Origin of the sequence: Hahella sp. CCB-MM4, from assembly GCF_002260525.1 — a bacterium.
Taxonomy (GTDB): domain Bacteria; phylum Pseudomonadota; class Gammaproteobacteria; order Pseudomonadales; family Oleiphilaceae; genus Hahella.
The window spans coordinates 26,842-41,914 of record NZ_MRYI01000029.1; the positions used below are offsets into that span (position 1 = coordinate 26,842).

A 15,073-nucleotide genomic window follows, 5' to 3' on the forward strand; every position below is an offset into this window, starting at 1 on the left:
AGTTCTCTCCTCTTCCTTCTCTGTGAATTATCCTCTTAACTAATCAATCATTTATCTTTCAAATTGCAATCTGTTCTTCTGCTCGGGATTATCTGCTTCATCCTGGTCGCAAATTAGTCCACAACAGGGTAAACTCCCCGCCTTCAATTAGCTGGTGTCAAGATACCCTTTTGCAATGTTAAAAAAGTTTATTGGCATGATTCGGTCGGGGACAAAATCCCCACAGCGCTTTTCCCTGAATATCATCCCCAGGGATCAACACAATGTGTCGCGCAAGCAAATCAGCCCCAACGCATTAAAAGTGCTATACCGTCTGAACAGTGCCGGATACGAGGCCTTCCTGGTCGGAGGCGGCGTCCGTGACCTATTGTTGGGAGAACATCCCAAGGATTTTGACATTGCGACCAACGCCACTCCGGAACAAGTCCGAGCACAGTTTAATAACTGCCGTCTGATCGGCCGCCGTTTCCGGCTGGCACATGTCAGATTCGGACGCGAAATTATTGAGGTGGCCACCTTCAGAGCCAGCCATCAAAAAGCTGACGACGACGCTCACAGTGCCGCCACCAGTGATTCCGGCCAGATTCTTCGTGATAATGTTTACGGAAATCAGGAAGAAGACGCACTTCGCCGCGACTTTACCGTCAACGCACTTTATTACGGTGTGAAGGATTTTGGCATCTACGATTATGCAGGTGGTATCCAGGATCTTGAGAACCGGCTCCTTCGTCTGATTGGCGACCCGGAAACCCGTTATCGTGAAGACCCTGTCAGGATGTTGAGGGCGGCCCGTTTCGCAGCCAAGCTCGATTTCAATATCGAAGACAAAACTGCAGCGCCAATCCCACGACTGGCCCAACTTCTTCTCAACATCCCACCGGCACGTCTTTTTGAAGAAGTCCTGAAACTTTTCCTGTCTGGCAAGGCAGAGCCGACCTTTGCCATACTGCGTGAACTTGATCTGTTCAAGTTCCTGTTTCCATCGACAGACCAATTGATCAACGAAGGCCACCCATACGCACAGAAGCTTGTAGTACAGGCTTTAACCAATACCGACCAGCGAATAAACGCTGATAAACCGGTAACTCCAGCATTTCTTTTTGCCGCACTGCTATGGCCGGCAACTCAACAGTTGCTGTTGCGCTATCTGGAAGATGGGATCCCCCCCATTCCGGCCCTCCACAAGGCCAGCCAGAAAGTCATTGATAGCCAGGTCAAACATACGGCACTACCCAAACGATTCAGCCAACCCATGAAGGAAATATGGGAGCTACAATTAAGACTACCACGCCGAAGGGGCAAGAGCGCCCAGACACTTGCTGAACACCCAAGGTTCAGGGCAGCTTATGACTTTGTTTTACTGCGTGAAGCCAGCGGTGAAGATCTGCAGGGACTCGGTAAATGGTGGACAGAATTCCAGGAAGGCGATGAAAAAACTCGCCAAAAACTACAACAGGGCCAAGGGCAAGGCGAGGGCAAACGTCGCCCAAGGCGTCGTCGGCGCTACAACAACAAGCCTCGTTAAGCGCTCCCTGACTAATAATTTTTTGGAATGTGCATGAGTGTAAAGGTACCCTCTCAGTCTGGGCCTTTGGTTGATTGCTATATTGGCATGGGCAGCAACCAGAACCAGCCTGAGTTACAACTGAATCAAGCCGTCGATGCAATCAGGCAGCACCCTGCCATGGCGCTTCAGACTGTATCCTCCTTGTATCAAACGACTCCTCTGGGTGGATTAGACCAACCACTATATATGAATGCGGTTGCCCACATCAGAACCTCATTGAGCCCTGAAGCGCTGCTGGATGTGCTGCAGGCTATCGAGAATCAGCAGGGTAGACAGCGGAACGGTGTCCGCTGGAGTTCCCGGACTCTGGACCTGGATATACTTCTATATGGCAAGGAAGTTATTCGCAGCCAGAGACTAACTATTCCCCATTACGCTTTGCACGAACGAAACTTTGTGGTTTTTCCCTTACTGGAATTGAATCCGGAGTGTCATATCCCTGGACTGGGCTCGCTGCAGGAGATCAGCGAGACGCTAACCCGGGAAGGGATGACCCCGTTGTAATCACCTGTTCAGGAACTTATTGCTCCCGACAACGATCAGAACCTGAATGCTGGTTCATAGTTCGACAGTCCGGGACTTTATTGTCCAGGCGATTACATTTAGTCTATGGCCCACAAACAGAGGTGGATAGAGTTTATGGCCGTTACCCTAAGTACGTTACAAAAGCTCAAGCACGCATCAGAGAAATTCGCGGTACTGACCGCCTATGATGCCACCTTCGCAAATGCTGTCAGCGGTGCCGGCGTCGAAGCTATTCTGGTTGGAGATTCTCTGGGCATGGTCCTGCAGGGGCATGATAGCACGATCCCGGTCAGCGTAGCCGATATGGCTTACCATACCGCAGCCGTAAAACGGGGTAATCAAGGCTCCTTAATCATCGCCGATATGCCGTTCATGTCTTACGGTACTCCCGAACAGGCCATGGAAAATGCCCGCACCCTGATGCAGGCGGGCGCACACATGGTCAAACTGGAAGGTGGCGCCTGGCTTTGTGAGACAACCACAGCCCTTGCCCGGCAAGGTATTCCCGTGTGCGTCCACATGGGCCTGACCCCCCAATCCGTCAATAAATTCGGCGGCTTCAAGGTTCAGGGCAAAGAAGAGTCCGCCCAACAACAGATCATCGAAGATGCCCAGGCTCTGGTACATGCCGGTGCCGACGTCCTGTTACTCGAGTGCGTCCCCACCCGTCTTGCGACAGAGCTGACTAAAGCCGTCCCGGTTCCGGTTATCGGAATCGGCGCCGGACCGGATACAGATGGACAGGTACTGGTACTCCATGACATGCTCGGACTTGGCCTACATCGCCGTCCCCGCTTCGTCAAAAATTTCATGGAAGAAGCCGGCTCCATACAGGAAGCCCTGGAGAACTACGTGAAAGCGGTCAAAAATGGCAGCTTTCCTGCTGAGGAGAATTGCTTCAACCTATGATTACGATACAACGCGAAAAAGAACTCCGGGCAACCATCCGGCAGCAGAAATCACAGGGCAAGCGCATAGGGTTTGTCCCGACCATGGGCAATCTGCATGACGGGCACATAGCTCTGGTCAAGCAAGCCTTGAGTATATGTGATTATGTGGTGACCTCCATCTTCGTTAACCCCTTACAGTTCGGCGCCAATGAAGATCTGGATAAATACCCTCGGACGCTGGAGGCCGATAAAGATCGGCTAGTGCAGGCAGGCAATCACGCACTGTTCTTACCCAAAACCGACCAGATTTACCCAGAAGGCCTGGACCAACACACCAAAGTGGTCGTCCCCAGCCTTACCCAGGATCATTGCGGCGCCAGCCGACCAGGACACTTCGACGGCGTCACCACGGTGGTTTCCATTCTATTTAATATGGTGCAACCGGATGTTGCGGTCTTCGGACAAAAAGACTTCCAACAGCTGGCCGTGATCCGCAAGATGGCTCAAGACCTGCATATGCCCGTGACTGTTGAAGGACATCCAACCGTAAGGGAAGAAGACGGCTTGGCCATGAGTTCCAGAAACGGCTATCTGGATGCGAGTCAGCGCAAGGTTGCGACTTTTCTCTACCAGACTTTGCAACAAACAGCTGATAAGCTGCAAAACTCTTTTTCAAGCAAGCCGGTTAATGAAGACTTCGCCCAGCTGGAAACAGACGCCAGAGCGAAGCTGACTGAGGCAGGATTCCGTCCGGACTATTACAACATCGTTGCCAGTAACACGTTACGTCCGGCCACCGCCGACGATAAGGAAATCACCATACTGGCGGCAGCCTATCTCGGCACGACCCGGCTCATTGATAACATCAGTATTACGTTGTAATTTCAACTATTTACCGAAAGAGCGGGAACAGCTTTATGGATTCTGCACCACAAACCACCATTCCTGAGGTGACCGCTGCCTGGCAAGCCTTGATTGACCACCAGGCGGACATTGATAACACCACGATTGTTGACCTGTTTAAGAGTGATTCAAACCGGGTCGGCAACTTCTCAGCTGAAGCCGCCGGGCTTTATCTGGATTATTCAAAAAATCGCGCCAATACTGCCACTCTGCAAAAACTACTTGCCCTTGCAGAAGCCTCCGGATTACAGCAAGCCATTGAAAATATGTTTACGGGTGTCGCCATTAATCACACCGAGGGGCGACAGGTACTCCATACGGCACTCCGCAGCACTGACGCAACACCTCTGCTGGTAGAAGGTAAGAACATCCGGGAAGATATCAGTGCAGCTCTTGCCATGATGGAATCCTTTGTCAGCAAAGTGCAGTCAGGGCAGTGGCAAGGATACTCCGGGAAAGCCATTACTGACGTGGTCAGCATCGGTATCGGCGGCTCCTACCTGGGCCCACGGGTAGCAGTAGAAGCACTGAGACCTTACTGGGTGAACAATATTCGCAGCCACTTTGTCTCTAACGTCGACGGGGCAGATCTGGCTTACTGCGTGGAATCACTTAACCCGGAAACCACGCTGTTTATCATTCAATCCAAGTCGTTTAAAACCCAGGAAACACTGACCAATGCCCTCTCGGCCAAAGAGTGGTATCTGTCAAAAGGCGGAGATGCGGATAAAATAGCCCGCCACTTCGTTGCCGTATCCAGCAATATCGATCTGGCTACCGGTTTTGGCATCGACGCAGACAACATCTTCCCCATGTGGGATTGGGTTGGGGGCCGATACTCTCTCTGGTCCGCAATAGGTCTTCCCATCGCACTGCAGGTTGGCATGCAAGCCTTCCGGGACCTTCTGGCAGGCGCTGAGGAAATGGATAAACATTTCCGCACCGCCCCTCTTGGCGAAAACCTACCAGTAATACTGGGACTGCTTGGCGTCTGGTATCACAATATTTTGGGCGCACACAGCCATGTGATACTGCCTTACGACCAAAGCCTGGAAAACCTGCCTGCACACTTGCAGCAAGTGGACATGGAAAGCAACGGCAAGAGCATTAACCGAGGCGGACACCAGGTAGACTATGGAACGGGCCCGATTATCTGGGGTGGCGCCGGAACCAACGGCCAGCACGCTTACCATCAGTTGCTGCACCAGGGAACCCGATGGACTCCGGCAGACTTCATCCTTCCTCTGAAGACTCACCACAAGCTGGGTGATCATCACGCCATGCTTACATCCAACTGCTTTGCCCAAAGCCAGGCATTGATGTGTGGTAAGTCGCTAGAGCAGGCCAAAGCTGAACTGGTTGCTGCCGGTATGCCTGAAGACAAGGCTGACGAACTGGCTCCGCATAAGGTGATTCCAGGCAACCGCCCCAGCAACACCATTCTGATGGATGAAGTTAATCCCAAGACCGTTGGAGCATTGATTGCGATGTATGAGCAAAAGGTGTTCGTTCAAGGGGCAATCTGGGACCTGAACTCCTTCGATCAATGGGGAGTGGAGCTTGGCAAACAGCTGAGTGATAGCATATTACCCCTGCTGAAAGGCGAAGAGTCTGATACCTCCAGCGTTGACGCTTCGACTGCTGACCTGGTGACGCGCTTTAAATCGGCCAACCAGTAGTCCATACAAACCCGCAGTCCATACAAAAAGGGGCCGACATTTGTCGGCCCCTTTTCATCATTCGTATACTCGCTCAAGAAACCTGTCCCTCTACCAACAACGATCTCCCCACTGAAAGACGATCTGCTCCAGATACTTCTCTCCACCGAATTCTTCCCACAAAGCCCGATACTTCTTCCCACATTCAGGATGAAGCCCCTCAGGCACCAGGTCAGCCAATGGTTTCAACACATAGGCGTGTTTGACAATTTCATCTCGCGGCAGCTCCACACCATCCACTGTACCCACAACACTGTCATAGGTCAGGATGTCTATATCCAGGGTACGGCCTGACCACTTGGTCTCATTGCCGGTCCTGCCGGTGCTCGCCTCAATACGCTTAAGTGCTTGCTGTAATTCGCCTACTCCGAGACGAGTGTCAAAAGAGGCCACCAGATTATAAAAATCGTCCCCATCAAACCCGACAGCACGACAGCGATATACCGGCGACAGTTCAAGCGAATTGAATTCAGCAGCAAGAGCATCAAATGCTGCCTGCAGATTTTTTTGCGGATCGATATTGCTACCGATGCCGACCAATACTCTGCTCACGCCTCATAGCTCCTCTCGATCTTTACCCCAACTGACGCAGCTTCTGCCACTGCACTGGGTTTACGGATATGTAGACGCATCCAGGCGATACCGAATTCCTGATGTAACAATTCTGCCATTTTTTCCAGCAATACTTCTAAGAGTTGATACTGAACACCAGCAGCAAACCCCCGCAGTCTTTCACAGACTGCGGCGTAGTTCAGAGTATCAGCCAGTTCATCAGACTGGGCAGCCTTCCGAATGTCCCATGCCAGCTCCAGATCTAAATACAAGCGCTGGGGATAAGTCTTCTCGAACGGATATACCCCTATCACGGTATCAATCTGAAGAGCTTCTATGACAATTTTATCTTGGGCACACATACTACCGGCACCCCGCTCAGCCTTAGTCACTGCCGCTATCACCTTTTACTAACACCCATCCCGGCCCGGGTGATTAATATAATACCGCTCAACTCACATTACCGGGGAATCTTCAGGGTCTCCTTATAGGGGGGGGATTACCAGCTGTCAAACCTTTTGTCGGTATTAGCCAATTATATGACGTGCCAGATATCATACCGATAAAATATCCGCCGCCCTTGCAGCCAGACAACATGTCACTCCTCTCCTCTGGCAATCCACGCAGACAACAGGCAGACTTAGCTGTATTCGCCACTGACCAGAGACAGAACCAGAATTACCCCGATGCCGGATCAACCCTTGGCCCTTATCATCTGCACAACCACAGGCTACCTATTGGGGTCAGTAATGGGCGCCTTTTGGATTTGCCGGCTGTTTCGTTTACCAGACCCGACACAATCCGGCTCAGGTAACCCTGGTGCAACAAACATTTACCGCCTCGGCGGGTGGCTACCGGCAACGCTCACCTTATTATGGGATGCTGCCAAAGGTGCAATAGCCGTCTCTCTCTCGTTAGGCTTGTCGTTATCCCCCTATGAACAGGGCGTAGTGGCTGTTGCCGCGATCATGGGCCATATGCTGCCCGTATTTCACCACTTCAAGGGCGGAAAAGGTGTGGCAACCGTTTTAGGATGTGGCCTGGTACTGGCATGGCAAACGACTCTCCTTCTGACCTTGGTCTGGGGAGCCGTCATTTACTGGAAAAGGGTGTCGTCGATAGCATCATTGTCCGCCGCCCTGCTCGCCCCCTGGGTAGCCTGGGCATTCAATCCGGATTATTCCGCCCTCTTTATGTCCTTATCGCTATTTATTCTGATTCGGCACAGGGAAAACATTATCAATCTGGCAAAGGGCAATGAGCGTTCGCTCTAGCCCCGTATGAAGCAAGAGATTTACTTTACACCGCAGCCAATTCTGTCAATGGCCATCTGGGACGAGCCACTACCGAGAGATCGGCCCGCTGTCCGGCTTTCAGGCGACAGTGCCCGGCATAGGCGATCATTGCGCCATTATCGGTACAAAATTCTGGCCTGGCGTAAAAAACCTCAGCCCGCTCTTTCTTCGCCATGTCCGCCAACTTAGCCCGTAGGGAACGATTCGCGCTGACACCACCGGCCATAATTAAGCGCTTCAGACCGGTCTCTTTTAGTGCTCGCCGACATTTGATCGCCATGGTATCAACCACGGCTTCCTGAAAGCAGGCGGCGATATCGGCCCGACACTGTTCATCCAAGCGGCCTTCAGCTTCTGCTTCCTGGAGGGTGTTCAGAGTAAATGTCTTGAGGCCACTGAAGCTGAAGTCCAATCCAGGCCGATCAGTCATTGGCCGAGGAAAGGTAAACTGATCAAGACGCCCCTGCTCCGCCAGCTTCGCCACTTGTGGACCACCGGGATAGTCCAGACCGAGCATCTTGGCAACTTTATCGAAGGCTTCGCCGGCAGCATCGTCCACAGACTCTCCCAGCAATTGATACTGCCCAATCCCGTCCACCCTGACCAATTGGGTATGCCCGCCTGAAACCAACAATGCCACAAAAGGAAATTCCGGCGGGTTATCTTCCAACATGGGCGCCAGAAGATGGCCTTCCATATGATGAACCCCTATTGCGGGAATCCCGAGCCCATAGGCCAGAGAACTGGCAATAGCCCCACCTACCATCAGTGCACCGACCAGGCCTGGGCCTGCGGTGTAGGCGATCGCATCAAGATCATACAGCCCACGACGACACCGGTGCAGCAGAGTTTCAATCAACGGAATCACTTTGCGGACATGGTCGCGAGAGGCCAGCTCGGGCACCACTCCGCCATAATCCGCATGAAGCTTGATCTGGCTGTACAACTCATGCCCCAATAGCCCTTCATCGCTTTCATAAAGCGCAATTCCAGTCTCATCACATGAGGTTTCTATACCCAGTACCAGCATCAGTTCCTTCCCCAGCTACCATTTACCTGAAAATACGGCTTTCTATCCAGACAACGTCAGTCTCCAGATAGCGCCACTTTCTATATGACATTACGATCTAAAATTAAGGGGCCGCAGTTTAAGGCCGCCAGCCTCTCTTGCCAATATGACAAACCGCTATTCAGGGTATAAAAGATCAAATTACAACCGATTATATGGTAATCTGCCTTTACAAGTGCCGCTTATCAGGATTACAATGCGCGCCCTTGTTTGTTTTGATACAAATTAACCAATTTCAAATTTGACCAAACCCAGTTTTTTGGTCTGTTTGGTTAAATATTTATTTATAGAATTTAGGCCACAAGCTTTAACGCAGCGGGCTTTAACCAGAGTAACCAAGAGAGAGCAGATTAGATGCCTTCGGTAAAAATTAAAGAGAACGAGCCATTTGACGTTGCATTGCGCCGTTTCAAGCGTTCATGCGAAAAAGCAGGTATTCTGTCAGAAGTACGTCGTCGCGAGTTCTACGAAAAACCGACTGCAGAGCGTAAGCGTAAGCTGGCTGCAGCAGTTAAGCGCCACGCTAAGAAAGTTCAGCGCGAACAACGTCGCTTCGAGCGCCTGTACTAAGCGCCAACTCTTTTTTAAAAAGACTTCAGTAGCCCGAACGGGCCAGTATATGATACTGGCTGCTTTTGGGCTATTGCTGTTTCTGACATTTGACAATTTAGCGCTTCTTTTAGACAGCCCGTCCTTTGTCAGACATCCAACTACCCCAATCAACACCATGACTACTGACAGGTAACGCCATGTCTCTGAAAGACCAGATCACAGAGTCAATGAAGTCCGCCATGCGGAATAAGGAAAAGGAACGTCTGAGCGCTATCCGACTGATTCTAGCGGAAGTCAAGCGCGTGGAAGTTGATGAGCGAATTGAAGTTGACGATGCCCGCATCCTGGTCATCCTCGACAAAATGAGCAAACAGCGTAAAGACTCCATTACTCAGTTCCAACAGGCAGGTCGCGAAGACCTGGTCGCAATTGAACAGAACGAGCTGAATGTCATTGCAGAATTTCTCCCTGAAGCCCTTTCCGATGATGAAATTGACACCATCATCAAAAATGCTGTCGCCGAGTCCGGAGCCAGCAGCATGCAGGACATGGGCAAAGTCATGGGACTGGTGAAGCCCCAGGTACAAGGGCGTGCAGACATCGGCGCTATCAGCCAGAAAGTAAAAGCCGCCCTGGCCAACTAATCTCTCCTGTAATATGTCGGAGAATCTCTGTTTCTCCGACATATTTGCACTAGTACACCCAGCACAGAAAAGCTGTGCTAACCTTGGCTGGTTGCCCACCGATTTTAGGTGAGCTTAACCCCACTCCCTGCTGTGAAGGTAAATCGCCCAGATGTCATCCGGCCTTATTCCTCAAAATTTCGTTGAAGATCTGATCTCGAGGATTGACCTTGCCTCACTAATCAGCGAACGGGTGAATTTAAAGAAAAGCGGCGCTACCTATCAGGGCTGCTGCCCTTTTCACGACGAAAAGACCCCGTCATTCCATGTGTATAACGAGGCCAATCCCGCCCATTACCATTGTTATGGATGCGGAGCACATGGCGATGCCATAGATTTTCTCAAGAATCTCGATCATATGAGCTTCAACGAATCGGTCGAATCTCTTGCACGGCGTTACGGACTCGAAATTCCAAGAGACCCAGCCGCCCAGCAGGCGGTTAACCGATTCAAACCATTATATGAAGCCTCCCAGCTCGCCGCCGAAGCCTATCAGGGCGCCTTAAGAAAACACCCTAACAGGGAAACAGCTGTCAGCTACCTGAAAAATCGGGGGCTTTCCCGCGAAATGATCGAGCTTTACGGCATTGGTTTCGCACCACCGGAACGATCCTTTTTACAGGACAACAGCACTCCCAACGATCACAAGCATTTAAGGGAGATTCGACTGGTCGGCGAGAAAGACGGCAGACGCTACGAACTCTTCCAGAACCGTCTGATGTTCCCCATTCGGGACACCCGTGGCAGGGTTGTGGCGTTTGGCGGCCGCACGCTTGGCCAGGACCGAAGCAAATATATCAACAGCCCGGAAAATCCTATTTTCCATAAGAGCAAGCAGCTGTACGGACTCTGGGAAGCCCGCAAGCAAGCAAAGCAGTTGGAACAATTGATCGTCGTCGAGGGATATCTGGATGTAATCTCCCTATCGCAGTTCGGGATTACCAATGCTGTAGCGGCCATGGGCACCGCCACCAACGAAGAAAACCTCAGCCACTTGCTCTCAACATGCCCGGATATTGTGTTCTGCTTTGACGGAGACAAAGCTGGATTGAATGCTGCTGACAAGGCATTGCGCAATCTATTGCCCATGTTTCGGGACGGGTACAAGGTGTCCTTCCTGATTCTGCCTGAAGGAGAAGACCCCGACACCCTGGTGCGTCAGGAAGGCGGAGAAGCATTCGCAGAGCGAATCAAACAGGCCGCCCCACTGTCCGAATATTTTTTCACGTCTCTCAGCCGGGATCTGAACCTGAGTGTTGCGGAAGACAAGGGTGTTCTTAATCAGGTGGCCCGAGATGCTCTGCAGGACATACAAGCCCCCATTCTCAAAGACGCCTTGTTTTCCCGCCTGCGGGAGTTAACCCGATCACCGAAATGGCAGGACCGGAAAAAAGGCGAATGGCGTAATTTTAAAAGCAAATTCCAACCGGAAGTGGTGGAAGAGCCACTGCCGGTACCTAATCGAACCACGGCCAGAATCTGTCTTGGTCTATACTATGACCCGTCCTGGGCAGAACAGATCGCCGGAGAGGTTGACCTGGAACTCCTGGATAAAGACATGACACCAATGAAACTGTTCCTGCAGTGGATATTGGACAATAAGATCAGCTCCCAACAGGAGCTTCTTTACAAGATGGCGACAGATAGTCGCAGTAGACAGCGTTTTAAAAACCTGTTCGGTGCACTTGAGCACATTTTCAGTGCCGAGGAGCTGCAAACCGAAGCTCGCGATTCTTTTAACACTTTAAAAAGGAAGTACTTTGATCTGACATTCGAAAAGCTACAACTGGCTTTGAGGCAAAATCCGTCAGACAGAACTTTACTCATGCAACTTCAAGCACTTACCAAGGAGAAACATTCTATGACCGTACGAAAGAAAAAATAATGTGTGAGACCTTGAAAATTTTTTAATCAACTCCACATTGGATTTCTAGCGCAAAATTAGCTTACAAGCTATAATGGCTGTTTGATTTTTCCCCATTAAGCCACCGAATTTATAGGGTGACTATGTCAGGCAATTCCCGAAAATCCCGTTTGAAAGAGCTCATCGCCCGCGGCAAGGAACAAGGTTACCTTACATACGCAGAAGTAAACGACCATCTCCCAGAAGATATTGCCGATCCTGACCAGGTTGAAGACATTATCCGCATGATCAATGACATGGGGATTCTGGTCTCGGAAGAAGCTCCTGATGCGGATACCCTGCTGATCACTGACGGTGATTCAGCAACCGATGAAACTGCTGCGGCTGAGGCGGCAGCGGCGCTTGCATCTGTAGAAAACGATGTAGGCCGCACAACAGACCCTGTGCGTATGTATATGCGCGAAATGGGTACCGTTGAGCTGTTGACCCGTGAAGGTGAAATTCAGATCGCCAAACGTATCGAAGAAGGACTTCGTGACGTTATGGCAGCACTGGTTTACTTCCCTGGCACTATCACCAACGTCTTAACCGCATATGACGCCACACAAGGCGAAGAAGGCGGACGTTTAAGCGACATCATTACCGGCTTCCTAGATCCTGTAGACGATACAGTCATCCCTCAAGCGACAACAAATGACGCAGAGGAAGATGAAGAAGAGGAAGACGAAGAAGCTGTCGCACCCAAGTCGAAGGAAAAAGACAAAGACAAGCCCAAAGCTGAAAAAGACTCAGACAAGGACGACGACGAAGACGAGGACGAAGAAAGCGATTCAGACGATTCTGATGATGAGACTGAAAGCGGTCCAGATCCTGAACTCGCCCGTGAACGTTTCCAGGCTCTCGCTCAGGCTTATTTTTCTGTAGAAGACTGTATTACCAAATATGGTCGCGACAGCAGCGTCACCCAGACAGCTTTCGAGCTTCTCAGTGAAGTATTCTCCCCATTCAAGCTTGCGCAAAAGCAGTTTGATGAAATGGTGAGCACCATCCGCAACACCAATGACCTCATTCGTAACTACGAACGGGAAATCATGCGGATCTGTACTCGCGATTGTCAGATGCCACGGAAAAACTTCATCAAGACTTTCCCTGGTAATGAGACCAATCCGGACTGGGTAAAATCCCAAGCACAAGGTGGGGACGGCTGGCCACAACGATTGGCGGCACGCGAAGAAGAGATCACTCGTCTGCAGCGCCGTATTCTGGCAATTGAAAATGAAGTCGGCCTGGCGGTTTCTGACATCAAGGAAATCCACCGTCGCATTTCCATCGGCGAAGCGAAAGCTCGTCGCGCCAAGAAAGAAATGGTGGAAGCGAACCTGCGTCTGGTTATCTCCATTGCGAAGAAGTACACCAACCGCGGTCTGCAGTTCCTGGATCTGATTCAGGAAGGCAACATCGGTCTGATGAAAGCCGTCGACAAGTTTGAATATCGTCGTGGCTATAAATTCTCGACCTATGCGACTTGGTGGATTCGTCAGGCGATCACTCGCTCGATCGCAGACCAGGCCAGAACCATTCGTATTCCGGTACACATGATTGAGACCATCAACAAGCTCAATCGGATTTCTCGTCAAATGCTCCAGGAAATGGGCCGCGAAGCCACTCCTGAAGAACTGGCGAAGAAAATGGACATGCCGGAAGACAAGGTACGTAAAGTCCTGAAAATCGCCAAAGAACCTATCTCCATGGAGACCCCTATCGGGGACGACGAAGATTCGCATCTGGGTGATTTCATCGAAGACTCGCATGCAGAGTCTCCGGTAGACACCGCGACCTCTGAAGGCCTCAAGGAAGCGACCCGTCGCGTCCTCGCCGGTCTGACCGCAAGAGAAGCCAAAGTACTGCGTATGCGTTTCGGTATCGAGATGAACACGGACCACACCTTGGAAGAAGTCGGCAAACAGTTCGACGTCACCCGGGAACGTATTCGTCAGATCGAAGCCAAAGCACTGCGTAAACTCCGTCACCCAAGCCGCTCAGACCATCTGCGCAGCTTCATCGACGAACAGTAATAAGCACTAGCGCCAAGCGTACTCTCTGAGTATAATTGGCGCCCTCTTCAAAGACCTGACCAGATATCATTCTGATTTCCAGTTAGGTTTTGCATAGCCTGAAGCGATTAGACAAGGCGCAAATTTAAGGATCGAGGGAGTGTACTAAATGTACATGACCGCGGAGCATAAAATTTGCAACGCAGGATCATCGTTTCAGGTGAAGCAAAAGGGCCTATAGCTCAGTTGGTTAGAGCAGCGGACTCATAATCCGTTGGTCCCTGGTTCGAGTCCAGGTGGGCCCACCAATTTTTCCCTTTAAATTCAATATATTACAGCCTTCTGCGTGGTGCACGCTGCCTTGATTCAGGGCTAGGTGTCCACATAGTGTCCACACAGATTGAAAAAGTGGACTCTAAACCAGAAGTTGTTTGCTAATTCACTCTTGAGTTTGGGTTGTTTAAGTAGTGTAGAGGCAACATTCGGACTTGGAAGCCGGGATAAAAGGGTATAGAGACTTAACCCCCCGTGTCGGAAGTTCGATTACGCCTCTGCTCCCACTTAATTTCCCTAAAAAAGACAGGGATTTATGAGAAATCGAAGTTCCTGTTTTTTTATGCCCGCCCCAAAAGTGTTAACGCAGATTTAACTGGCTCTGGGCGACAAAGCTAGTCACCCCCCCTTCTCATATGTGTCATACTAAAATCGCTTCCACTGAATCATGGAGGGTTGGTTATGTATAGGTTTAGGGTGTTTTTTCATTTGGCTGACAACGCTCTCGAACGGCTCGATATTACCAAGGAAAATTTAGATTCTTACACTGGTATGCTTGTATATTTGGTTGAGGCGGATAGCAAGAATGCTGCTTTTGGAGTTGCCAGGGACCTGCTGGTTATAAATTATCCGGGCATTGATACCGGCGTGATATAGATATAGAGCATGCTATCGTTGTATAGGAGTTACATCTTTGAGGGGGAGTGTTAGATGCCACACCGTTCTTTGACTTGGCTGATACAGAGTTTTAACACCCTCCTCAACATCCATCGTCAGAAGGCTACCAGGACAATTAATAGATGAGATAGGGACTTAGACCACTACATGCATCACCTTGATTGCTAATCCGGCTTCTCAACATTTACATAGAACATACGATTGATTTTTTTCTATTATTTTCAACAGCTTAAAAAATATAACGACTTGCTCATTTGCGTAGCGGTTGTAGTGGTTTTTTGTGCAAAAATGAGCACAGCGAATGCACAAAAAGGAGCGCAAACGGTAGTGTTCAGAATTCTGTGTCATTTCTTTATCCTATGCAAAAAAGAGATGACTTATGACCACACCTACCTTCGACATGGAAGCCGCACTGCAAGCATTGCGTGAAGGCAAAGACCTGACTGGAAA

General features: G+C 50.5%; 14 protein-coding genes and 1 tRNA gene. 12 read left to right on the forward strand and 3 right to left on the reverse strand.

The annotated features are described in order from the left end of the window. The first annotated feature begins 175 nt into the window (after positions 1-175). From pcnB to pgi, 5 genes are all read left to right on the forward strand, one after another. On the forward strand, positions 176-1,525 hold the full coding sequence (gene pcnB, locus BTA51_RS27985) for a polynucleotide adenylyltransferase PcnB (protein ID WP_094712390.1): 1,350 nt from the start codon (positions 176-178) through the stop codon (positions 1,523-1,525). A gap of 33 nt (positions 1,526-1,558) precedes the next feature. Continuing rightward, positions 1,559-2,071 (forward strand): 2-amino-4-hydroxy-6-hydroxymethyldihydropteridine diphosphokinase, encoded by a 513-nt coding sequence (folK, locus tag BTA51_RS27990; protein WP_094712391.1) that lies wholly within the window; start codon positions 1,559-1,561, stop codon positions 2,069-2,071. A gap of 135 nt (positions 2,072-2,206) precedes the next feature. Further along, entirely contained in the window at positions 2,207-3,001 is a 795-nt protein-coding gene (gene panB / locus BTA51_RS27995; RefSeq protein ID WP_094712392.1) for a 3-methyl-2-oxobutanoate hydroxymethyltransferase, read from the forward strand. Then, entirely contained in the window at positions 2,998-3,864 is an 867-nt protein-coding gene (gene panC, locus BTA51_RS28000; RefSeq protein WP_094712393.1) for a pantoate--beta-alanine ligase, read from the forward strand. The genes panB and panC overlap by 4 nt, the downstream gene beginning before the upstream one ends. Before the next feature lie 35 nt (positions 3,865-3,899). Beyond that, a complete protein-coding gene (gene pgi, locus BTA51_RS28005) occupies positions 3,900-5,564 on the forward strand; it encodes a glucose-6-phosphate isomerase (RefSeq protein ID WP_094712394.1) in 1,665 nt (554 codons plus the stop codon). Between the two features lie 90 nt (positions 5,565-5,654). Here the strand turns inward: pgi and folK (BTA51_RS28010) are convergent, their stop codons facing one another. After that, positions 5,655-6,155, reverse strand: coding sequence for a 2-amino-4-hydroxy-6-hydroxymethyldihydropteridine diphosphokinase (folK, locus tag BTA51_RS28010; RefSeq protein ID WP_094712395.1), 501 nt, complete (start codon positions 6,153-6,155; stop codon positions 5,655-5,657). Continuing rightward, complete coding sequence (folB, locus tag BTA51_RS28015) at positions 6,152-6,517, reverse strand: dihydroneopterin aldolase (RefSeq protein WP_094712404.1); 366 nt, start codon at positions 6,515-6,517, stop codon at positions 6,152-6,154. The genes folK (BTA51_RS28010) and folB overlap by 4 nt, the downstream gene beginning before the upstream one ends. A 324-nt stretch (positions 6,518-6,841) precedes the next feature. On the opposite strand from folB, the gene plsY reads away from it, so the two are divergent. Next, positions 6,842-7,429: a glycerol-3-phosphate 1-O-acyltransferase PlsY gene (gene plsY / locus BTA51_RS28020; RefSeq protein WP_094712396.1), complete on the forward strand. Its 588-nt coding sequence runs from the start codon at positions 6,842-6,844 to the stop codon at positions 7,427-7,429. A 25-nt stretch (positions 7,430-7,454) separates the two neighbouring features. Here plsY and tsaD read toward each other — a convergent pair whose 3' ends face one another. Continuing rightward, the gene (gene tsaD / locus BTA51_RS28025) at positions 7,455-8,480 is read right to left on the reverse strand and encodes a tRNA (adenosine(37)-N6)-threonylcarbamoyltransferase complex transferase subunit TsaD (RefSeq protein WP_094712397.1); all 1,026 of its coding nucleotides are present in this window, start codon (positions 8,478-8,480) and stop codon (positions 7,455-7,457) included. A gap of 393 nt (positions 8,481-8,873) precedes the next feature. On the opposite strand from tsaD, the gene rpsU reads away from it, so the two are divergent. The 6 genes from rpsU to BTA51_RS30320 all read left to right on the forward strand — a co-directional run bounded on the left by rpsU (position 8,874) and on the right by BTA51_RS30320 (position 14,602). Then, positions 8,874-9,089: a 30S ribosomal protein S21 gene (gene rpsU, locus BTA51_RS28030; protein WP_020406114.1), complete on the forward strand. Its 216-nt coding sequence runs from the start codon at positions 8,874-8,876 to the stop codon at positions 9,087-9,089. Between the two features lie 179 nt (positions 9,090-9,268). Next, positions 9,269-9,715 carry a GatB/YqeY domain-containing protein gene (locus BTA51_RS28035; protein WP_094712398.1) on the forward strand — a complete coding sequence of 149 codons (447 nt, stop codon included), beginning with the start codon at positions 9,269-9,271 and terminating at the stop codon, positions 9,713-9,715. A 151-nt stretch (positions 9,716-9,866) separates the two neighbouring features. Continuing rightward, the gene (gene dnaG, locus BTA51_RS28040) at positions 9,867-11,639 is read left to right on the forward strand and encodes a DNA primase (protein WP_094712399.1); all 1,773 of its coding nucleotides are present in this window, start codon (positions 9,867-9,869) and stop codon (positions 11,637-11,639) included. 122 nt (positions 11,640-11,761) lie between these two features. Beyond that, on the forward strand, positions 11,762-13,693 hold the full coding sequence (rpoD, locus tag BTA51_RS28045) for an RNA polymerase sigma factor RpoD (protein WP_094712400.1): 1,932 nt from the start codon (positions 11,762-11,764) through the stop codon (positions 13,691-13,693). A gap of 210 nt (positions 13,694-13,903) precedes the next feature. Beyond that, a tRNA-Ile gene (locus BTA51_RS28050) sits at positions 13,904-13,980 on the forward strand. A 454-nt stretch (positions 13,981-14,434) separates the two neighbouring features. Continuing rightward, a complete protein-coding gene (locus BTA51_RS30320; protein ID WP_168188326.1) occupies positions 14,435-14,602 on the forward strand; it encodes a hypothetical protein in 168 nt (55 codons plus the stop codon). Positions 14,603-15,073: the final 471 nt, after the last annotated feature.

Bases quoted from the DNA above. Each gene is read 5' to 3' on its own strand.
- panB (WP_094712392.1), top strand. From the start codon at position 2,207: ATGGCCGTTACCCTAAGTACGTTACAAAAGCTCAAGCACGCATCAGAG.
- rpoD (WP_094712400.1), top strand. From the start codon at position 11,762: ATGTCAGGCAATTCCCGAAAATCCCGTTTGAAAGAGCTCATCGCCCGC.
- rpsU (WP_020406114.1), top strand. From the start codon at position 8,874: ATGCCTTCGGTAAAAATTAAAGAGAACGAGCCATTTGACGTTGCATTG.
- pcnB (WP_094712390.1), top strand. From the start codon at position 176: ATGTTAAAAAAGTTTATTGGCATGATTCGGTCGGGGACAAAATCCCCA.
- BTA51_RS28035 (WP_094712398.1), top strand. From the start codon at position 9,269: ATGTCTCTGAAAGACCAGATCACAGAGTCAATGAAGTCCGCCATGCGG.
- dnaG (WP_094712399.1), top strand. From the start codon at position 9,867: ATGTCATCCGGCCTTATTCCTCAAAATTTCGTTGAAGATCTGATCTCG.
- tsaD (WP_094712397.1), bottom strand. From the start codon at position 8,480: ATGCTGGTACTGGGTATAGAAACCTCATGTGATGAGACTGGAATTGCG.
- plsY (WP_094712396.1), top strand. From the start codon at position 6,842: ATGCCGGATCAACCCTTGGCCCTTATCATCTGCACAACCACAGGCTAC.
- pgi (WP_094712394.1), top strand. From the start codon at position 3,900: ATGGATTCTGCACCACAAACCACCATTCCTGAGGTGACCGCTGCCTGG.
- folB (WP_094712404.1), bottom strand. From the start codon at position 6,517: ATGTGTGCCCAAGATAAAATTGTCATAGAAGCTCTTCAGATTGATACC.
- panC (WP_094712393.1), top strand. From the start codon at position 2,998: ATGATTACGATACAACGCGAAAAAGAACTCCGGGCAACCATCCGGCAG.
- folK (WP_094712391.1), top strand. From the start codon at position 1,559: ATGAGTGTAAAGGTACCCTCTCAGTCTGGGCCTTTGGTTGATTGCTAT.